The 19,918-nt window shown below is 38.3% G+C and carries 16 protein-coding genes and 1 pseudogene; 5 read left to right on the top strand and 12 right to left on the bottom strand.

Annotated features, from left to right (window positions below):
* Nucleotides 1-2 precede the first annotated feature (2 nt).
* From NOS7524_RS23185 to NOS7524_RS23170, 5 genes are all read right to left on the bottom strand, one after another.
* Nucleotides 3-1,760, bottom strand: coding sequence for a GTPase (locus tag NOS7524_RS23185; RefSeq protein WP_015140916.1), 1,758 nt, complete (start codon nucleotides 1,758-1,760; stop codon nucleotides 3-5).
* 212 nt (nucleotides 1,761-1,972) lie between these two features.
* Nucleotides 1,973-4,513, bottom strand: a complete 2,541-nt coding sequence (locus NOS7524_RS23180; RefSeq protein WP_015140915.1) for a GTPase — start codon at nucleotides 4,511-4,513, stop codon at nucleotides 1,973-1,975.
* 190 nt (nucleotides 4,514-4,703) lie between these two features.
* Nucleotides 4,704-4,862, bottom strand: coding sequence for a class IIb bacteriocin, lactobin A/cerein 7B family (locus NOS7524_RS29670; protein WP_015140914.1), 159 nt, complete (start codon nucleotides 4,860-4,862; stop codon nucleotides 4,704-4,706).
* 324 nt (nucleotides 4,863-5,186) lie between these two features.
* Nucleotides 5,187-6,077 carry a GNAT family N-acetyltransferase gene (locus NOS7524_RS23175; protein ID WP_015140913.1) on the bottom strand — a complete coding sequence of 297 codons (891 nt, stop codon included), beginning with the start codon at nucleotides 6,075-6,077 and terminating at the stop codon, nucleotides 5,187-5,189.
* 613 nt (nucleotides 6,078-6,690) lie between these two features.
* Nucleotides 6,691-6,870 (bottom strand): class IIb bacteriocin, lactobin A/cerein 7B family, encoded by a 180-nt coding sequence (locus NOS7524_RS23170; RefSeq protein WP_015140912.1) that lies wholly within the window; start codon nucleotides 6,868-6,870, stop codon nucleotides 6,691-6,693.
* Nucleotides 6,871-7,215: 345 nt separating this feature from the next.
* Here NOS7524_RS23170 and NOS7524_RS30260 point away from each other — a divergent pair.
* Nucleotides 7,216-7,410 (top strand): annotated as a pseudogene (locus NOS7524_RS30260) (IS630 family transposase); the annotation flags it as partial.
* A 39-nt stretch (nucleotides 7,411-7,449) separates the two neighbouring features.
* Here NOS7524_RS30260 and NOS7524_RS23160 read toward each other — a convergent pair.
* The 4 genes from NOS7524_RS23160 to NOS7524_RS23145 form a co-directional block, all read right to left on the bottom strand.
* On the bottom strand, nucleotides 7,450-8,004 hold the full coding sequence (locus NOS7524_RS23160) for a Uma2 family endonuclease (RefSeq protein WP_015140911.1): 555 nt from the start codon (nucleotides 8,002-8,004) through the stop codon (nucleotides 7,450-7,452).
* Between the two features lie 174 nt (nucleotides 8,005-8,178).
* Nucleotides 8,179-9,246, bottom strand: a complete 1,068-nt coding sequence (locus tag NOS7524_RS23155) for a fatty acid desaturase (RefSeq protein WP_015140910.1) — start codon at nucleotides 9,244-9,246, stop codon at nucleotides 8,179-8,181.
* 207 nt (nucleotides 9,247-9,453) lie between these two features.
* Nucleotides 9,454-10,506 (bottom strand): fatty acid desaturase, encoded by a 1,053-nt coding sequence (locus NOS7524_RS23150; protein WP_015140909.1) that lies wholly within the window; start codon nucleotides 10,504-10,506, stop codon nucleotides 9,454-9,456.
* 219 nt (nucleotides 10,507-10,725) lie between these two features.
* On the bottom strand, nucleotides 10,726-11,544 hold the full coding sequence (locus tag NOS7524_RS23145; protein ID WP_015140908.1) for an acyl-CoA desaturase: 819 nt from the start codon (nucleotides 11,542-11,544) through the stop codon (nucleotides 10,726-10,728).
* Nucleotides 11,545-11,628: 84 nt separating this feature from the next.
* On the opposite strand from NOS7524_RS23145, the gene NOS7524_RS23140 reads away from it, so the two are divergent.
* Entirely contained in the window at nucleotides 11,629-12,858 is a 1,230-nt protein-coding gene (locus tag NOS7524_RS23140; RefSeq protein ID WP_015140907.1) for a methionine gamma-lyase family protein, read from the top strand.
* A gap of 63 nt (nucleotides 12,859-12,921) precedes the next feature.
* Here the strand turns inward: NOS7524_RS23140 and NOS7524_RS23135 are convergent, their stop codons facing one another.
* Both NOS7524_RS23135 and NOS7524_RS23130 read right to left on the bottom strand, forming a co-directional pair.
* Nucleotides 12,922-13,299 (bottom strand): GxxExxY protein, encoded by a 378-nt coding sequence (locus NOS7524_RS23135; RefSeq protein WP_041555430.1) that lies wholly within the window; start codon nucleotides 13,297-13,299, stop codon nucleotides 12,922-12,924.
* A 42-nt stretch (nucleotides 13,300-13,341) separates the two neighbouring features.
* A complete protein-coding gene (locus NOS7524_RS23130) occupies nucleotides 13,342-14,535 on the bottom strand; it encodes a Coenzyme F420 hydrogenase/dehydrogenase, beta subunit C-terminal domain (protein WP_015140905.1) in 1,194 nt (397 codons plus the stop codon).
* A 1,124-nt stretch (nucleotides 14,536-15,659) separates the two neighbouring features.
* Between NOS7524_RS23130 and NOS7524_RS23125 the strand changes: the two genes are divergently transcribed.
* The 3 genes from NOS7524_RS23125 to NOS7524_RS23115 all read left to right on the top strand — a co-directional run bounded on the left by NOS7524_RS23125 (nucleotide 15,660) and on the right by NOS7524_RS23115 (nucleotide 19,326).
* Nucleotides 15,660-17,111, top strand: coding sequence for a glycoside hydrolase 100 family protein (locus tag NOS7524_RS23125; protein WP_015140904.1), 1,452 nt, complete (start codon nucleotides 15,660-15,662; stop codon nucleotides 17,109-17,111).
* Nucleotides 17,112-17,496: 385 nt separating this feature from the next.
* Nucleotides 17,497-18,846: a 16S rRNA (cytosine(967)-C(5))-methyltransferase gene (locus NOS7524_RS23120; protein WP_015140903.1), complete on the top strand. Its 1,350-nt coding sequence runs from the start codon at nucleotides 17,497-17,499 to the stop codon at nucleotides 18,844-18,846.
* 57 nt (nucleotides 18,847-18,903) lie between these two features.
* The gene (locus NOS7524_RS23115; RefSeq protein WP_015140902.1) at nucleotides 18,904-19,326 is read left to right on the top strand and encodes a tellurite resistance TerB family protein; all 423 of its coding nucleotides are present in this window, start codon (nucleotides 18,904-18,906) and stop codon (nucleotides 19,324-19,326) included.
* 59 nt (nucleotides 19,327-19,385) lie between these two features.
* On the opposite strand, the gene psb35 is transcribed toward NOS7524_RS23115, so the two are convergent.
* Nucleotides 19,386-19,613: a photosystem II assembly protein Psb35 gene (psb35, locus tag NOS7524_RS23110; RefSeq protein ID WP_015140901.1), complete on the bottom strand. Its 228-nt coding sequence runs from the start codon at nucleotides 19,611-19,613 to the stop codon at nucleotides 19,386-19,388.
* Nucleotides 19,614-19,918 lie beyond the last annotated feature (305 nt).

Here is a 19,918-nt window from a genome sequence, read left to right as displayed (position 1 = left end):
TGTCAGGCTTGGTGATTTTCCATCACTTGGTTAATGTAGCGAAGAATAGACTCAAAATCTTGACGAATTTGAGTGAGTTGTTTTACCCAAGTGTTAGAAAGTGCGATCGCATTTTCTTCATGTTGGCGTGCAGCAAAAATTTGCTTATCAATTTCTCCGTAGATTTGTAAATCTACATCCCTAAATATACTATCTATTTGATTTTCAAGACTCTTGGCAACACTCATAAAATAGCTAGTAATCTCTCGACGAGCTTCAGCCATTTTCTCTTGTCTTTCAGCTTCTTGTTGCATAGCATGAAAATCTGCAAGCACACCAACTACTGCTATTATAGGTGCAAGAAACATAGCAAAATTAGCAAATTCTTTGGCGATACCAACAGCTTGCCAAGGCTTGAAATCTACACCAATAAATTTTCCTACACCATAAACTACATGATGGAGATTACTACCAGCTACATTTGAGGCATTTAAAAAACCTTGACCACTAGCCGCTACCCTCCCAGCAGTAAATTTTTCCCAATGAACACCTAACAGTTCACCAATTTGTTGCAGAGACTTTACTTGATTTTGTAGATGTTCAATACTTATATTATTATTAACATTCTTAGCCGATAGTCTTTCAGTATTGTCCAAGCAAGTTATAAAAGTTTGCACAAGATTACTTTGTAACACTTCTTCTACTTCTTGACTAATCTCTTTAATTGCTGATTCGACTAAGTTTTTTAGTTGTTCTGTAGCATCTGTATAGTGTTTTTCTACATTTAGCTCAGTTTGGTGATTCAGCTTTTCAAAATCTTCCTGAGTCATTGTTCCCACGGAATATGCCAACTTAATGCCCTCTTGAGAAATTGCAGAAGACATTGCTAGGGCTATACTATTAAATTTGATTCGTAGACGTTCTCTCTCTTTACGTACTGTACGCGACAAACGTGCCATTACTTCTAGAAATGCCGTGTCTTGATTAGAATTGCGTGTAAAGCTTAATTGAGCTTCGTCTAAAGTCGCTAAAATAATTCTGACTGGTGTATCATAACGGGCAAGTGTAGCACGGCTTTTAACAAAATTATTTAAAGCATCAATAAATGTTGGAAAGCGGCTAATGTCAATCAAAAAATCCTCTTTTTGATCTATACCTTCACAATAATCCTTAGCATCAATAAAGCACACAGGAAATTCATCAAGACTATGAGGCTTAAGTGCATCAGCTAAACTTTGGCGATAATTAGCAATTTTTTGTGCTTCGTCTCCAGCTTCATCAGACATTTTATTGATGAGCAGCATCATTTTCCAGCGATAGCCTTTTTCATAAGCTAGCTTTTTAAAATTTTCTACTGTGATTGAATCAAAAAGCATATAAGTGAGGCTGAAAACTAATAAGTCGGCTTTATTGATTGCATCATAAGTAATATCATCATGGTCTTTGCGGTCTGTAAATAATCCTGGTGTATCTATTAACTTAATACCATTCCAGTCATAGCTAGTAGTTTTATCAGTTGCAATATCTGAATCAATCTTAATATCACGCTTTCCTGTTAGTGCAGAGATAGTTGTTGATTTACCAGCATTATATTGACCGATAAAAGCTACAGTCATCATACCATTTTCACGATATTTATTGGTTTCATCATGAAGTTTATGACGAATAGCTGTCAATTCAGGATGCTTTGCTTCAACTAAGATATTATCAAACCGACGGCTTGCTTCACTAAATTTATTAGCGATCTCAGCAGCATTAAAAACTATATTATTTTGAACCATTTTTAACTCCTTTTTAGAACTGTGCAACAAAACATAAGTAGAACGACTAGAAAAAACTAAACTATGTGAAGCAATGTAAAAATCATAGGATTCAGTTCGTAGTAAGGACTTTAGTCCTTTTTTTCACGGAGCATCTCGTAGAGAGAACTAAAGTTCTCACTACTAACCTTTCACAAGTCAAACCAGATTCCTATAGTGTCATTAACTAATATTTAGGTTTTATGCTGTAGGTTGCCAAATGTTTGTTCAGAAGACTTGACTGAGATAATAGAGATGTCTTCTTGTAAAACCTGGTTAATTATTTTCTGGAATCTTTTAGACTTAAACTCAGATTTAGTTTGGATTTTGATGTTTCGTCCAAAATCTCTATCTACCTGAGCAATAGTTGTGAGAATACCTTCATCAGTCAACGGTTCATATTTATCTGCACACCAATCTACAATACGTTTGGCATAAGCACGATTAAGATTTTCAGCACAGCCATCTAATTTATTTTGAGTATTTTCTAGATGCTTGATAATTACTTCTAAGCTTTCAATTAGTTCATTGAAGTAATTGCTAATATTACTTTCTACATCCTTAGAATATTTACTGAAAGACTCTTCGGCATTTTTCAGAGTTTTTTCTAGTTCACTTTTGAATTGATTGTTTAGAGAGTTACGAATATTTTCTACAGCTTCACGGCGTTTTTGCTCCTCAGATTTGAGAAAATTAGAAATTAAATGTAAACAAGCACCAGTAACTCCTAGAAAAATTCCAACAGGTGCAGCAAATAAAAATGCCGACGCTCCTAATACTCCTAATAATTTACCACTAAAACGTAGCATATCTTTATAGGGGATACTGTCTTGCTCGTTTAAGTTAACATTACCGAACTTTAATCTAGCTATATTTTGCAATTCATTACCTATTTCCCTTAGTATTTCTTGCACGTCTTTATTAAATTTTTCTTCACATTCTTTAAAAGCTATATTTAATTTTCCTTCAATATTTAATATTTCGGGTTTATCTTTCAATTTGGAGTTCAACTGGCTTTGTTCAACATTCCAATTTTCTTCTGCAAAAGGTTGAATTATATCGAATACCTCTTTAAAGGTAGTTTTAATTTGTTGGAATAAGTATTCGTGATTCTTTCTAGCTGCTTTTGCGATGTCTTTTTGAAACTTATCACGCATATTTTTTAAATTATTAATCAAATCTTGATAAACTTTTATCTGTTCATTCACCCATTCATTTGGAGTTTCAATTGCGCTAACAGTAGAACCAAGTAGAGTTTGAGAACGCCGAATCACTCCATGCTCGGCTAACGACACTCGAATAGCATCAAGAAGCTCTTGTATATGGCTTCCTTGAAACAGCTTTTCTTGATTGTCTTGATGCTCTGGTTCTTGTGACATTTGTGCAGCTAAGAGCATCACAGGAATAATATCAAAATAATCATTAGCATAATGATTTTTGGCGTAGCGACGAATGCGTTCAATATGTCCGCCTAAACCACTACTACTATCCATAACAAATAGCTTGTCTGGATCTTGCAAGAAATAATCTAATCTGCGCTGGTCACGGAGATTATTCTTAATATTTAATAAGATAATCAGTGGTTTTGCTTTTTCCTTTAGAAGTTCTAAAAATTTAAATTCAGTTTCTTGAACACTATCATTTGTAACTACATAGCAGATAACATCAGATTCTTCGATAATTCTTTCAGCAATCTCTTCATCACTTGCTCCACCAGGCGCACCAATACCAGGAGTGTCAATAATCCGAATATTTTTCCATTCATAAACGCGGTTCAAACGAGTAGTACGCTGTTTACCAACACCAATTGCTTCCCAACCATCGCCCGTAATAATTGCATGGAGAGTGCTTTTACCAGCTTTAGTTTTGCCCATAAAGGCGATACTAAAATAATTTAAAGCACGTTGTTTTGATCGGAGTGATTCACGTACTCCTTCCAGTTTTTTGATAACTTCAGCCGAGAGAGCATTTTTTGTAACTTCAAGCTGTTGTGCTACTTCCTTAGCTGTATTAGCTTGTCCTTTATTACTTGTTGTTTTATGTATTGATTCAGTAGTTTGTTGAATATTTTCTACTAGATTTTCAAGAGTAGTATAAGCAATGTGAAGTGAGTTATCTGTATATTTGTAGTCTTCAGTTGCTATTGATTTACATTTTTGAGTAGCTTTTTCATATTCAGCCCCAGATAGTAGTATTTCTTTCCGCAGTTTCTTTACTTTATCTCCGAGATTCTTAGGTGCAATTTGTGTTAAATTATCCACAATAGCGCGTGATAAAAGTGAATCTACCCCCTTTAAAAGACGCGCACCTACAGATAGTTCGTATTTTTCGATATCGCTATAAATATTTTGAACTGTGCTAAATTTTTTTGCTCCTTCTAGCAAGTTTGTAATTTCTGTGTCTGACCAATTCCAAATTTTTGCAACATAGTTAACCATTTCCTTTTCTGAAGGTGAACAGTAACCATCAACATAAGCAATTGCTAGTATTTGTCGTATCGCCTCACTTTTCTCCTTGGTGGGGATGTGACGCGCTACCTCTTCAAGAGATATGAAACCTTTATCTTGATTGAGTATTTTCTCCATCTCCTCAAGGGTACGTGTTCCCATTTTGGCTTGCTGTCCCAAATCTTGCAGTGCTTTTGATTCTTCACTGTGAATTTGTCCGTCAGCACACACCATATGGGTGAGGAGTAAAAACTGGTAGTTTATTTGGTCAGTAGTTGATAGTGACATTTTTACTCTAAGTTCAAATACTATACTTAGGGTAAGCAATAATCATTATTATTAACGTCAGAAAATATACTTAAATAAACAATATGCGGAAATAATATATTTATGGAATTTTTACCGAAAATAGGCGATCGCATTTATGGAAAATAGCGGTAAATATTCTTACGATAAAAAACCCGTATAAAGGCAATACTCATAATTCATGCTTTTCTCTCAAGAAACAAGCTGCTGCCGCAAACAGTGCCACAAAAGCAAAGGGACCAATACCACCGACTACGGACTCTAATTCCAAATCTGACAGTTCTTCATATTCTGCCATTGGTTGAAGATTGTTTATTTTGATATCAGGCATATTTTTCTCCAATCCTTCCTTAAAAATTCACAAAATAAAGTGACCTGGATAACACTTAACTTGATTAGTTTTATTGAAACAATACTTCCAGATATTCTTTTTGTACTTTAAATAAAACATTTATGTCTCTTTTTAAAGGGGTGTGAGTATCTGGATGCCTAAGAGGATGTTTGAAAAGTCCTGTTATTGGTAGCAAAACTTTTCAGATCCCTCTAAATCCCCCTTAAAAAGCTATAGTGTACACACAAGGCTTAAAATTCCGTCTAACACTTAATTTTGCTTTCTAGCTCTTGACTGTAGCACCGTTCCAGTCGCAACAACTAATCAATCCAAAACTTTGAAACTTTCCCAAGATTGGCGTAGAGAATCAAGATATGGAGCTAATCGTCTATGGAGAAATTTAACCATTGGTGTGTTATTGGTATTGACAACAAAAACCGCTTTGCTATCTTTCATACTCTCTAATTGAAGCTGAATGGCTTTTGCTAACAATACACCACCAAGACCTAAAGGTTCTAAATCTTGCCGGACAAACAATCTGTTGTATCTGATTGTATCAATAGTAATTCTGTGCGTTACTATCCAACCAATCACTTGGTCTTGAAAGCGTAAGCCCAAACTGTTCAATGGCTCAATCTTCTCTTCTTCTTCCCAAGGAGAAAGTTCTTCTGGATACCAATTGGCAACAGCTTGCTGTCTTTGAATTAAATCTCGTTCTTGTTTAGTCAACTTCACCCAAGGAAAAATGGTATATTTAGGAGATAAGGCATTAGCTACTTTTAACCAAGCAGCATCTTTAATATTAATTATCGAGCCAGAGCAAATGAACCTCCGTATTTGTGGAGTAGACCAGTTAAGTTGTTTTAATATTTTTTCCCAATATGGGTTTGTGGAATTATTAACATAAATCACACTAATTAGTGAACAAGCCTGCTGACGAAGTATATCTTCAATATGAATCAATAAGTTTTTACCTATAGTACATCCTCGGTGTTCTGGTACTACAAACAACGAAAGAATTGAGGCTATTTTTTTATTTTCTACTGTTAATATTTCAGCTAAAGCAAGTCCAATTGGTTTTGAATCCAGGTTTACAGCCAAAGCAATTATAGACTCATCAGAATCTAATGTTTTTAAGCGTGTCCTAAAAATAGGATAAGTTAAGTTTTCGTAAGAAGCTGCTGTTTTATTCTCTAGAATGAGATAGTTATACATTTCTTAGTTATGGATATATTTAACTCTATATATCTAATAATAATGTTTATATGTTTTTCTATACATCAATAAAACACTTACTTCTCTTTATAAATTACCTAACGGGACTTCAACAAAAATCAAGCCCAAATATAGCCTATGGTAAGATTTTTCTGCCATCATATAGATGTGTTGTTACCACTACTATTTCATTATCTATTTTGCCAATTTGGCGAAAATAGAAGGTTCGTGTCACCAGGTGCACCTTGTAAATTTATGTAAAAATGACCGATTTTTCAGGGGTAATTGATAAGAAATACAAATGATAACATTGCCTAGAGTATTTCATATTTGTAAAAACAGATTATCCTAATTTGGATAGGTATATTGCTTTTTCTAGTCCAAATGTTTTTGGCTCTCGCAGATTGGTTATGATAAATTAATAATCAAACCAGGCTAAAGTAGTTGCTATAGCAAGATTTTAGTAATACAAAATAAGAGATTTCATAAAAATCCGCTTTATTTCCTTGAATCCCTTGCTATGTAATAATTAAAGCTGGTGTTAAGTATTAATTTTACATAGCTAGTCTAGGAGAGCCATATTTTTTAGCTGTCGTCTGCTTTAATTGTCTATTTATTTCCTGGTAGCCGCTAATAAAATCAGAGGCGAGACTGGTAACACACCTACCCCTAACGTTATGCCTACCGCAAAAGCCAACGGACCAATACCACCGACTACGGACTCTAATTCCAAATCTGACAGTTCTTCATATTCTGCCATTGGTTGAAGATTGTTTACTTTGATATCAGCCATATTTTTCTCCAATACTTCCTTAAAGATTCACAAAATAAAGTGACCTGGATAACATTTAACTTGATTAGTTTTATTGAAACAATACTTCCAGATATTCTTTTTGTACTTTAAATAAAACATTTATGTCCCTTTTTGAATGGGTGTGAGCATCTGGATGCCTAAGAGGTTGTGGCTCTCCCATAGTGGTTATGATAAATTAATAATAAAAACAAACTATAGTAATCTTGAATCATTCATGAGAAAATACATAGAAGCGTAAAGCATATTTTATAACTAAGTACAAGTGTAGCCAAGTGGATGAAATTGCTAGAAAGGTTTATCAAAAACAGTTAGGATAAGCGCAAAATCCAGCGAGCGACAGCAGTCAAAATGCTGTTATGTGGTTACAACCATGAAGAAATCATGCCAATATTAGGAGTCTTTAGTGATTTCATCAGTACATGGAAAAAAGCCTTTTTTAAAAATGGAGTAGATGGTTTCAAGTTAGGATACAAAGGCAATAAAGGACTGCTGAATGAAACGCAACGTCAGGAGGTAATCAATCTTCCACGCTATTTTTTCTAAAACACATAACTAAAATTATTCAAATACAGGTGGCCATAGTTCAGAAATCGCAATCTCCCAACCAGGAAATAACTCATTAATAGTTAACTTATCCTCATCGGTGAAAACTTTCACATCACCATTAGGACGATATACACTTACAGTTAATTCATCTGGGTTTATTAATATTCCTATCCTTGCACCTAAATCTAAAAATAATTTTACTTTCTCTTCTAACTTAGAAATTCTATCTGTTTTCGATTTAATTTCTACAACTAAATCAGGTACTAACTGAGCAAAATCTCTCACAGTTCGTTTTAATCTTGCTGCTGCTACGAAAGAAACATCTGGGGCGCGTAAATCAGTATTCGGCATAATAAACCCGCCGCTTGAGTCGAATATCCGCCCAAGTTTACGGGGTTTGATCCAATTACCTAATAACCTGATTAATTCAGCCCCAATTTCACTAGATTCGATATCTGATGGCCCCATAACTAAGATATTTCCCTCTTGCAGTTCTACTTGATAGTCCTGCTGTTCTTCTTGTAGCTTTTGTTGTAGTCTTTCGACATCTTGAATAGTCAGAGTCATACAACTTTTCAGATAAATTTAACTTTACAGTTATGTTAACCTAAGTTCTCAACAGGAAATAAGCTGAAAGGCTGCAAATTGTATTATGAGTCAAAAAAAAGTCCGCGTAGCTGGACTTCCATCAGGAAAGCTAGACGAACTTTTGTTTAGTTTCAAACTTCCAAGAAGAGAAACTTATTTATGATTCGATGTGTAATAAACTTTACCGCCATTATCTGGTACAAAATGACAGCTAACGCAAGAACGCCATAAAGCTTTCCAAATAGGTTCTTCAGACTTGCGGTAGTATTCACCCATCACAGGTTTAATCGCCTCAGTCGCCTTCAGCAAATTGTAGTGAGGAATATTCAAGAAGATGTGGTGAGCTACATGAGTACCGATATCGTGATGAATATGGTTGACTAAACCATAATTGCGGTCAATGCTAGAGATTGCACCTTTAAGGAAAGTCCAATCATCGCCACGATACCAAGGAATATCAGCCTCGGTGTGATGCAGAAATGTCACCAAATCTAACCAGATGACAAATACAATGTAGGGTGCAGCATAGTATTTCAGCAACCACATCCAACCCCATTGGTAGGTAAGGAATCCCAATAAACCTACCATACCAACCCATAGCGCGGTACTAGTAATAACGTCCCATTTTTCTGAAGGCTTAAATAGTGAGCTACTCGGTAAAAAATGAGAGCCTTCCTTATTAGGAGAACGCTTAAATAAATACACTGGATAAGCCAGTAAAAACACATAATATCGGCCTATCTTTTGCAATAAAGGCATTTCCTTATACTGCGATTCTGTCACAGGATACCAGCTTTCATCATTATCGATATTGCCAGTATTTTTGTGATGGGTTCTGTGACTAATACGCCAACCGTGATAAGGCACTAAGATTGGTGTGTGAGATAGATGACCAATCAAATCATTCAGCCATTTATGCTTAGAAAAAGATTGATGTCCGCAATCATGCCCAACTACAAACAAAGCCCAAAACATTGTTCCTTGCATCAGCCAAAAAATCGGCCAGAAAAACCAAGAATCCAGGTAATGAGCTACTGCATAAAGTAGACCAATAATTAGGATATCGCGAAAGAAGTAAAATAGTGATTTACTCACATTAGGTTGAAAACATTCTGCGGGGATCGCAGCCTTTAAATCCTGAAGAGTAAAGGGAAGTGAATTGTTGTCCTGAGAGGCTTCACTGAGATGAGAATTATCGAAGTTAACGGTCGTTGATTGCACTTGATTCTTTAGTGGTGATGTAAATACGGACTATGTTTGAGGTCGGATTTCAATTCGCCTCGATGATGTTTGCAATGTTAATGCACAAGCAAAAAGTAATTCTGGCAATTTATAGAGCAATCATCAAGGAGAAAATTGCCAGAATATGTATTACTTTTCAGGATAATCAGTAACTCTAGTATATAGGGTTACTCGTTGTCAGAGTGTTTATTTTCCTGCGTAATATTCATCAAAAGTTTGATAACCAACATCAGTTACATAAAGTTGACATTCGTTGGTAATCTTCTTCATCAAAGGCCAAGAAAACTTTAATTCATCATGTAAATAAGAACCCCAGTTTTCTTTGATGCTGCTGTAAGCTAGCCGCAAATTATAAGAGGGAATGGCAGTAGAAATATGATGCGGAACGTGGACATTAATATCGTGACAGAGGAATTCAACCCAACGGGGATAATCACAATGAATCGTACCAAATAACTGTGCGATCGCCTCGTTCCACTTATGCGCTGCTGTGAAAGGTACATCTGCGTAAGTGTGGTGAACAATGGTGAAGGTACTCATCCAAAAATGATAAACCATCCAAGGTATAAACCAGAATTTAATAAATCCCCAAATACCAGTGGTAGCGATGAGAACAGGGAAAACAACTGCGGCAAATATGACTACTACAGCTACAGAAAGTTTAACATCTGCTCGCTCTTGAGGTTTGAATTTTCTGGCATCAAAATGCACAACAGCCCAATGTCCAACTGAACCAACCCACCAGAGTTTTTTACGCATAAAAAACTCGAATGCAGATTGGCGAGTTTTATCCCAACTGCCAAATACTTCTGGTCTGATGGGATGCCAAGCATTATCTTCATCTAACTTGTTTGTGTGTTTATGATGATGATTATGCTTAATCCGCCAACTATGAAAGGGATATATTAAGGGCATCATGAATATATGTCCCACCAAATCATTTACCCAACGACGTTTGGCAAATGAACGATGTCCACAATCATGACCAATAACAAAAAAACCTGTTAAAGCAGTTCCTGTAAAAATCCAAGCGATTGGTAAGAGAAACCAAGGAGAAATCGTCAAGCTATAGTAGCCTAAACCGACCATCAAAACATTGATGATAGCTTGTGTCCAAGCTTTACGAGGATTTAATTGAAAACATTCCTTTGGCAAAGTTTTGATAATATCTTTAAGCCTTAGTTCGGAACTACCAAGGTTATTACTTATTTCTTGATTCTTGATGATTGATGTAGTCATGAAAACCTGAAAAACGAACAGAATCGTCCACCAAGCTACTTTTTAGTAACTGGCCGCAAAGTTTCTTTACACTGGTCGTTCTGGATTATAGCAATCTAAGTTACACAAACACAGCTGTAATTAGATTTTGTATTTTCTTGCAGAATCGACTAGATATTTGCCAAAAAAATCTTTAGTCATTAGTTGTTGGTAAAAAACTAATGACTAATCATAAATGACTTATTGTTTTTTGTCTGCAAGTTTTACATTAGTAGCTAGGCCAAGCACTTGCAACAATTGAATTGTCATCCAAGTTAAGTCAATTTCCCACCATTCCAAACCGTGACGAGCCGAGTATTGAAAAGCGTGGTGATTATTGTGCCAACCTTCGCCAAACACTAGCACAGCTACCCACCAGCAATTGGTGGAGTTATCACCAGAGTCATGGCTGCGATAGCCAAATTTATGGGTAGCACTGTTCACCAACCAGGTGCAATGGTAAACCCAAACGATGCGAGCGAAAATTCCCCAGACTACAAAAGACCAGCCGCCCAGATATAACAGCAATAAACCCAGAGCAATCTGGATAAAAATAAAATATTTCTGTAAAAACTGATAAACTGGGTCTTCGGCAATGTCTTTGGTAAAACGAGGAACATCAGCGTGAGCAGGAGAGTGATAAATCAGCCAACCTATGTGACTCCACCAGAAACCTTTATTGGAATCATGGGGATCTGGTTCAGTATCGGAATGTAGATGATGAATGCGATGTGTACCGACCCATTCGATTGGTCCTCCTTGACAAGCAAGAGTTCCGCAAAATACCAAGATATACTCCAGCCACTTGGGAGTCTGGAAACTGCGATGGGTGACGAGGCGGTGAAATCCTAGGGTAATGCCTAAACCACCAGTTACCCAGTAAAGAAAGAAAGCTACACCAACTGCTGCCCAGCTAAAGTTACCAGGAACAAAGGCAAAGAGAGCGCCGATGTGTAGACCGAGGAAAAATAGGGTATTGACCCAATTGATTTGAGGTTTAGTTGAAGTAGCAATTGTCATGCAGTAACCTGTATTGAAATTGTTCAGCCTAATCTGCGCGAACCCAAAATCCGCATATTTATATATTTTTTTAACGAGGAAGCAATGAACAGCTTGGAACAGCTGCGGCAAGCAGAACAGGCACTGTTAGAGATTTTTTCTGGAATTGACGCTCAGGTCAAGCATAATCTGAAAAGAGTGCTGGATGCCTTTCGCAATCAGCGTGTAGGGGCGCATCACTTTGCAGGTGTAAGTGGTTACGGTCATGATGATTTGGGACGAGAAACTTTGGATCAAGTTTTTGCGGAAGTGATGGGTGCAGAAGCGGCGGCTGTGCGAGTGCAGTTTGTTTCGGGAACTCACGCGATCGCTTGCGCTTTATTTGGTGTACTCCGTCCTGGGGATGAAATGCTAGCAGTGGTTGGTTCTCCCTACGATACGCTCGAAGAAGTAATTGGTTTACGGGGTCAAGGTCAAGGCTCTCTTATTGAGTTTGGCATAAAATATCGCCAATTGGAGCTAACACCCCAGGGAACTGTAGATTGGGAAGCTTTAAGCACTAGCATTACTGAGAACACCCGTTTAGTGTTAATTCAGCGTTCTTGTGGCTATTCTTGGCGACCAAGCTTATTAATTAGCGATATAGAGAAAATTGTACATCTAGTTAAACAACAAAATCCTCATACAGTTTGCTTTGTTGATAACTGTTATGGGGAATTTATCGATATCCAAGAACCCACTCACGTCGGTGCTGATTTAATGGCAGGGTCATTAATCAAAAATCCCGGTGGTACTATCGTCACCGCAGGGGGTTATGTGGCTGGTCGGGCTGATTTGGTAGAAGCGGCCGCCTGTCGCCTGACTGCCCCTGGGATTGGCAGTTATGGCGGGGCGACCTTTGACCAAAATCGGCTGTTGTTCCAAGGGTTATTTTTATCGCCGCAGATGGTAGGGGAGGCGATGAAAGGGACTTATCTCACGGGGTATGTATTTGACAAGTTGGGTTATCCGGTCAATCCTGCACCTCTTGCGCCCCGTGGGGATGTGATTCAGGCGATTAAATTGGGTTCAGCGAAAAAACTGATTGCCTTTTGTAAGGCGATACAACAGCATTCTCCCATTGGTTCTTACCTTGACCCTGTTCCTGATGCTATGCCGGGGTATGAGAGTCAGGTAGTGATGGCTGGGGGGACGTTTATTGAGGGGAGTACCTTGGAGTTTTCGGCGGATGGGCCTTTGCGTGAGCCTTATGTGGTGTATTGCCAAGGAGGGACTCACTGGACTCATGTGGCGATCGCTCTTGAGGCGGCGATCGACGCGGTGGGGAGAGTTTAGGATTTGTTTCGCGCAAAGGCGCAAAGGCACAAAGGGGTTTTGCGTTTTGCGCGAATGTTGATTTTACAAGTTATTGACAAGTCGGGTGATGCCGTTTTTGATTAGTTCTTCACCGAAGTTAATTAGCAAGCCAAGGCGTTTGTCTGTCAGGCGGAGGTATGTCAACAGTTGCTTTTTGTGTACTGGATGTATTGCTTCTAAAGACTTGATTTCAATGATTACTTTATCTTCAACAATCAGGTCAGCCCGAAAGCCTTCTTCCAAACGTACAGTTTCGTAAATCACAGGAATAGTCTGTTGCCTAACCACCCACAATCCGCGCTTCTCTAACTCATAAGCCAGAACGGACTCATAAACAGATTCAAACAAACCAGGCCCTAACCTTGTATGAATCTTATATGCAGCATCAACAACCTCCTTAGCGATCTCATTCTCCATCATCTCATCTTCCTTCTTCGCGTCTTTGCGCCTTGGCGCGAAACATTACTCCGGTAACTTATACTGCCCAACGATCCGCTTGGCAAACTCCGGAACGTGCGCCTCCAACTTCTCCCCATAATTCCGCTTCACAAACAAATAATTCCTTGTAAAGTGCGAATCAATTGAGAATCGCGCATACTCTAAACCTTTAGGGCCAATCTTATCAATCACCACCCCCATCAGTTTCGCTACCCACATGGGTAAAGTTACACCCTTGTCATAAGCAGGAATCCCCTGTTGTACAGCTTCTTTCCGATTTCCCTCAGACATCACAGGCTGAGTGTCTAACTGGTCTTTCACTAAGTCCAGCATTTCTTTACCTGTATCATTTCTCACAACAATCCACTGCCAACCAAAGGGTGCGCCCATATAACCGACGACTAAATCCGCTAGGGAGTTGACGTAATCAAAGCAACTCATACAAGATGGCGCAAAGATATCTTTGAGTTGGTTTGTCTTTAAGCCGAAGAAGGGAACTTTCTCAATTGAGCCGTCTTCATGCTTGAAGTGAATGCGGAAGTCTTGCATGAATTCGTAATGTACTACTGTCTCAGGCGATCGGCTGGTGGTTTCTAAGAATTTTTGCAGTCCGGCGCGGGTAACGTTATCTACGCAAGGTGTACCTAGAACATACAGCTTTTCTAGACCTAATTTTTTTTCTACTGCCCTGAGTGCTTGGATTTGACAACCAACGCCAATTACTAACAGTCGTTTCATCCCTGATTGTTCTACCTGTTCCAAAATGGAAAGGTTGGGGGAGAGTGTGGGTTTATTTACCCGTGCTGCTAGTATTTCTTCTGGTGTGCGGGCAATTACGGGCATGGGTTGAAAGCGGTCTTCTTTGCTGTTTTGGACACAGACAACGCCTTCAACTAAACCACGATTGAGCATTTCGATAGCAATGGTGCTGACTATACCCGTCCATTGTGCGCCTTCGATTGGTTGCTGTTTTCGTGCCGCTATCATGTCTTGATGTACACCAAAGTAGAGTTCATCGGGGTTATCAAGATTCCGAGAACGAGTGTGTGTTTGTTCTTCCAGGGTGTCTATCTGCTGGGTGATAAACGCACAGGCTTCCTTGACATAATGGATATAGTATGTGTCGCATAGTCCGCACTCGCTGCATAGTTCTTTAGCAGGGCGACGGCTACCAGCTTTTAGGGCTTTGGCTTTTTGGTGAGGGAAAAGCGAGGTCATGTTAAGCGCAATTTGTTATCTCAAAATTTAAGATAGCGGAAGCCTGCACTCTACATCAAATTTCTTAGCTAGAAACAATATTTCGTTAATGGTGACGGGAAAACAACAGTCTAATGCTCTGAAATTACCGTAGGCAATGGGCTACGCCCCACTTTTCCTGCGATTTTCTGCGAGTACGGCGATCGCAACTTTTCGTTGTTCTATCACGTCCTAGGCTTAATACTAAACTACTTTATATATTTGAGTCGTTAGATTCAGTCATTCTCTCAAAAAAGCTGATCTATTAGCTTTGCACGCAAAAACTGCACAAATCAATGCTGAACTAGCAAATTTATGTCTAGGATGCTATTAACAATAAATTTTGGCAATTTTACTGAAAAATGCTCAATTTTACTTGAGTAATTTCACCATTATCTCATTCTAACTTTTTAGCTTATGCTATTATCTCGAAGATGATACGACAGTGACGCTTTAATATTTTTTGTATGTTAAAGCACAACTACAATATTGTACTTACTAAAATTTTTGATGGTTAATTGCTGATTACAATTCAATCGTCACACCAGTTACTATTTCTGTAGTGTAAGATATATAATCCTTTGAAGGTATTGACATCTTAGAATTTGCAATTATTCATATTGCAAATTTTTAAAAAACGTTATAAATTATTAATTTGTAGGGGAATGTTAGTTTTGAAAACAGAATCCTAACTAAGTAAAGATAACTAGAAGTCTTAGATACTTCTCTTTATAGGAACCTTAAACAGTTAGACAAATATATTTTTCTTTGGTAAAGGAAAGCTCTGCACACGAAAAAAGAGCGAAAAGTAATCTAAAAATATATCTTGTATAACTGTTATGTATTAATCATATTATTAGTTGGGGTATGAAATCACAGCTAGCTGTAGCTTACCACAATAATAATTGATTAAAGGTTAATTAATTGTCCATGACGCATCATACAAAGTAGTAGCAGCTTGTAATTTAACATCAAGCTGTTGGTGTGGGATGATTTTTGCTATTGCGACATAGGCTGTCTTTATATACTGATAAATAGCAAAAAATTAGACAAAGTAAGCGCATCTACCAACAAAAATTTACACCCTCAATGGAGTTAGTCTGGCGATGCAAAAAATCAATGAATTACTAACAGATGAAAGCATAGAAGCATCAGCTTGGGAAGCACTAGAAAAATCTATCTTATATTATCAAGGTCGCCCAGTCGGGACAGTAGCTGCTTTTGATATTTCTGTAGAGGCGCTGAATTACGACCAATGTTTTATTCGGGATTTTGTTTCTTCAGCTTTGATTTTTCTGATCAAAGGCAGAACAGATATTGTCCGCAACTTTTTAGAAGAAACTTTAAAGTTACAGCCTAAAGAAAGACAATTAGATGCCTATAAGCCGGGTAGGGGTTTAATTCCAGCTAGTTTTAAAGTAGTATCAGATAATGGTGCAGAGTATTTAGAAGCAGATTTTGGTGAACACGCGATCGCTAGAGTTACGCCAGTAGATTCTTGTTTATGGTGGATTCTGTTATTGCGTGCTTATGTGGTTGCCACCAAAGATATATCTCTAGCCTATCAGCCTGAATTCCAAACTGGTATCAGGTTGATTATGGAAATCTGCTTGGCTAATCGTTTTGATATGTACCCGACGCTGTTAGTTCCAGATGGCGCTTGCATGATTGACCGAAGAATGGGGATTTATGGACATCCTCTGGAATTACAAGTTTTATTTTATGCGGCATTGCGGGCTGCTCGTGAAATGTTAATTTGTCAGGGTAATCAAGATATTGTAGAAGCAATTGATAATCGCTTACCTCTATTGTGCGCCCATATCCGTCAGCATTATTGGATAGATATTAATCGCCTCAATGCTATTTACCGTTTCAAAAGTGAAGAATACGGTAAAGCCGCAGTTAATTTATTTAATATCTATGTAGACTCTATTCCTTACTATGAATTAGACAAATGGCTACCAAAAAAAGGTGGTTATTTAGCTGGTAATGTCGGGCCATCCCAGTTAGATACTCGTTTCTTTTCCCTAGGTAACTTGATGGCAATTATTTCCGACCTCGCTACCGAAGAACAAGCGCAAGCCATCATGACTCTGATTGAGGAAAGATGGGAAGATTTAGTGGGAGATATGCCCATGAAAATCTGTTATCCAGCTTTAGAAAATGAAGAATACAGAATTGTCACAGGATGCGACCCTAAAAATATACCTTGGTCATATCATAATGCTGGCAGTTGGCCCGTTCTCATGTGGATGTTAAGCGCAGCATCTATCAAAACTAATAAACCTTATCTGGTAGCTAAGGCTATTGAAATTGCTCAAACACGCATTTTTGAAGATGAATGGCCAGAATATTATGATGGCAAGAAAGGGAGACTCATCGGTAAGCAAGCCAGAAAATATCAAACATGGACAATTGCTGGTTTCTTATTGGCTAAAGAACTCATCAAAGACCGCAATTATTTATCTTTAGTGAGTTTTGATGAATTGCCAGCAGAATTAGTCTCTAGAGCCTGTGAATTTGAAATCAGTAGTGTAGATCCATATATGTCTCGATAATAGTTGTTTATTTCCTAGTCAGCTAAATTATTCGAGACAGCTAAGAACCCTGGTTTCTGTGAGAAACTAGGGTTCTGATTTATGATTTATAGCAGGGGACAGGTGATAGGTGACAGGTGAGCCACTGCGGTGGACGGGTTCCCCGGCATATAGCAAGTGGCGAACCCCTTTAGGGGTGACAGAATTAAAAGTCTTTCATTGTGAAGGTTTTAGGATTGTTGGATATCCTAATCTATATGCCTACTACCATATATATAAAATTATCTCTGTTACTGATTGCTTTTACTGTTAATTTGATGGGTTGAGCAAAACAAAAATTATCAAAATCTAAGTAAATTAGTCTGAAAAAATTAAAATTTAATCCTATACTCACTGAAAAATTTTCATGACCAACCCACGTCAAATAGCTTTTATTACCCTACGAGATGTGCATAAAGGAGCTTATGCTGATGTTGCATTAGATAGAGTGCTGCAAAAATTTAAATTGTCTGATATTGATCGTCGGCTAGTTACAGAATTAGTATATGGTAGTGTTCGCAGGCAACGCACCCTTGACGCTCTCATTGACCAACTTGCCACTAAGAAATCTCATCAACAGCCAAGTGATCTCCGCAGCATTTTACATTTAGGCTTTTATCAACTGCGTTATCAAGAACGTATCCCTGAGTCGGCTGCTGTTAATACCACAGTCCAATTAGCTAAGGAAAATGGCTTGGCTGGACTTACAGGTTTTGTCAATGGTTTGTTACGTCAATATGTTCGTTTAGCTCAAACATTACCAGACCCCCTGAAATTACCAGAAAATCCAGTAGAACGTTTGGGCATTTTACACAGTTTTCCTGACTGGATTATAGAAGTCTGGTTAGAACAACTGGGTTTAGAGGCAACAGAAAGACTCTGTGAATGGATGAACCAAACACCCACCATCGACCTGAGAATCAATCCCTTGCGTACTTCCATTGAGGAAGTAGAGACATCGTTAACATCGGCGGGGATTTTAGCCAGGTGGATACCTAATTTACCCCAAGCTTTAAGATTAATTGGCAATACTGGCCCGATTAAGAATTTACCAGGATTTAGTCAAGGTTGGTGGGTTGTACAGGATGCTAGCGCCCAATTAGTGAGTCATTTTCTCGACCCCCAACCAGGCGAAGTCGTGGTTGATGCTTGTGCTGCGCCTGGGGGGAAAACTACTCACATGGCTGAATTGATGGAGGATCAAGGAAAAATTTGGGCTTGCGATCGCACCGCCTCCCGATTGCGTAAACTGAAAGAAAATGCCCAACGCTTGGGTTTACACTCAATTCAAATTTGCACTGGTGACAGCCGTGATTTATCGCAGTTTAATCACACTGCTGACCGAGTTTTATTAGATGCTCCTTGCTCTGGTTTAGGAACTTTACACCGCCATGCTGATGCGCGTTGGCGACAAACACCAGAATCTGTATTTGAACTCTCTACACTCCAAAAAGAACTCATGTCACAAACATCAAATTTTGTCAAACCCGGTGGGGTGTTAGTCTACGCTACTTGTACTTTACATCCAGCCGAAAATGAAGATGTGATCACAGAATTTTTAACAAAGCATCCCGATTGGCAAATTGTAGCCCCCAGTCTTGATTCACCTTATGCTGGCTATGCAACACCCCAAGGTTGGTTAAAAGTTTGGCCGCATTGTGAGGATATGGATGGCTTTTTCATGGTGCGCTTAAGAAAAACCAACAATTCCGAGTGAATACGATCAGGGATTGTACGATTTGATGAAAGCCTGAATCTCCCAGAGGAGGCAGCAATGGTTACTGATTCCAATGTCAAAAATTTAGTTAAAATCCTGATAGGAGCCGCTTGGATTGATGGCAAAATCCAGCCTGAAGAACGGCAATATTTACGTGAAATCGCTCAAGCTAAAGGTTTGGCTAATGATCCAGAAATTAAGCCTTGGCTATATGAATTAGTGGCTGTACAACCAAACGAATGTTACACATGGGTGAATGAATACTTAGGCGATCGCCCCAGTACCGAAGACTGCGAAAATCTCATTGAGGCCATCAGTGGTTTAATTTACAGTGATGGTGAAGTCGCGATCGAAGAGGCAAGACTCCTGACAAAATTGCAGGAGCTAACCAAACCCAACGAGTCTAATCAGTCAGCACAGACTGCACTGCTCAAACAAATTAAAAAGCTTTACCGTCGTTGGGTTGAAGTTCAAAATTAACCATAGTCAAAAGTCCATAGTCTATTGATCTTGACTAACGACTAATGACTAATCACGATTTATGACTTCGGTTCACCCAGACCCGGAGTTTCTTCTTTTTCAACTTTAGGTACAAAGTCAGGGCGCTCTTTACTTTCCCAACCTACAGGACGTTTAGAGTTATACCAAGCAATGGAACCGATGGTAACAGCAGCAATAAAACCAACTACATAAACCAATGTAAAAGCTAAAGGAAAATGAGAGCCGCCTGTTGCTACTGCATCAGCCGCTTGCATCAATATAAGCATGAGTATATGCTCCTAGTTTAGACTACACTTCTTAAGACAGTATAAAAGCAGAGTATCATTTACATCCACCTCCAGTTTGAAGCATTGGAACTGGGAGTAGGTAATGGGGCATAGAAAAATAATATTTGTCATTAGTCGTATTTGAGAATTTACTTTTGAGTCAATAGAAGCTATTGCTCTTATGCTTAAAATAAAAATGTATTAAAAATAACTCATATTTTTGGTTTTATAATTGTTAGGATATTTGTATATGACAGTTTGTCAAACTTGTATGCAAGAGAATTTACTTAGTATGACAGACTGTC

The organism is Nostoc sp. PCC 7524 (genome assembly GCF_000316645.1).
In the GTDB taxonomy this organism is placed as follows: domain Bacteria; phylum Cyanobacteriota; class Cyanobacteriia; order Cyanobacteriales; family Nostocaceae; genus Trichormus.
The sequence above is the reverse complement of the archived record's forward strand: the minus strand, read 5'-3'. Positions and strand labels throughout refer to the sequence as shown.

Coding starts and splice junctions, on each gene's coding strand:
- NOS7524_RS23150 (WP_015140909.1), bottom strand. CDS start 10,506: ATGACTACATCAATCATCAAGAATCAAGAAATAAGTAATAACCTTGGT.
- NOS7524_RS23125 (WP_015140904.1), top strand. CDS start 15,660: ATGCAAAAAATCAATGAATTACTAACAGATGAAAGCATAGAAGCATCA.
- NOS7524_RS23140 (WP_015140907.1), top strand. CDS start 11,629: ATGAACAGCTTGGAACAGCTGCGGCAAGCAGAACAGGCACTGTTAGAG.
- NOS7524_RS29670 (WP_015140914.1), bottom strand. CDS start 4,862: ATGCCTGATATCAAAATAAACAATCTTCAACCAATGGCAGAATATGAA.
- NOS7524_RS23175 (WP_015140913.1), bottom strand. CDS start 6,077: ATGTATAACTATCTCATTCTAGAGAATAAAACAGCAGCTTCTTACGAA.
- NOS7524_RS23115 (WP_015140902.1), top strand. CDS start 18,904: ATGGTTACTGATTCCAATGTCAAAAATTTAGTTAAAATCCTGATAGGA.
- NOS7524_RS23135 (WP_041555430.1), bottom strand. CDS start 13,299: ATGATGGAGAATGAGATCGCTAAGGAGGTTGTTGATGCTGCATATAAG.
- NOS7524_RS23170 (WP_015140912.1), bottom strand. CDS start 6,870: ATGGCTGATATCAAAGTAAACAATCTTCAACCAATGGCAGAATATGAA.
- NOS7524_RS23180 (WP_015140915.1), bottom strand. CDS start 4,513: ATGTCACTATCAACTACTGACCAAATAAACTACCAGTTTTTACTCCTC.
- NOS7524_RS23130 (WP_015140905.1), bottom strand. CDS start 14,535: ATGACCTCGCTTTTCCCTCACCAAAAAGCCAAAGCCCTAAAAGCTGGT.
- NOS7524_RS23120 (WP_015140903.1), top strand. CDS start 17,497: ATGACCAACCCACGTCAAATAGCTTTTATTACCCTACGAGATGTGCAT.
- psb35 (WP_015140901.1), bottom strand. CDS start 19,613: ATGCTTATATTGATGCAAGCGGCTGATGCAGTAGCAACAGGCGGCTCT.
- NOS7524_RS23185 (WP_015140916.1), bottom strand. CDS start 1,760: ATGGTTCAAAATAATATAGTTTTTAATGCTGCTGAGATCGCTAATAAA.
- NOS7524_RS23160 (WP_015140911.1), bottom strand. CDS start 8,004: ATGACTCTGACTATTCAAGATGTCGAAAGACTACAACAAAAGCTACAA.
- NOS7524_RS23145 (WP_015140908.1), bottom strand. CDS start 11,544: ATGACAATTGCTACTTCAACTAAACCTCAAATCAATTGGGTCAATACC.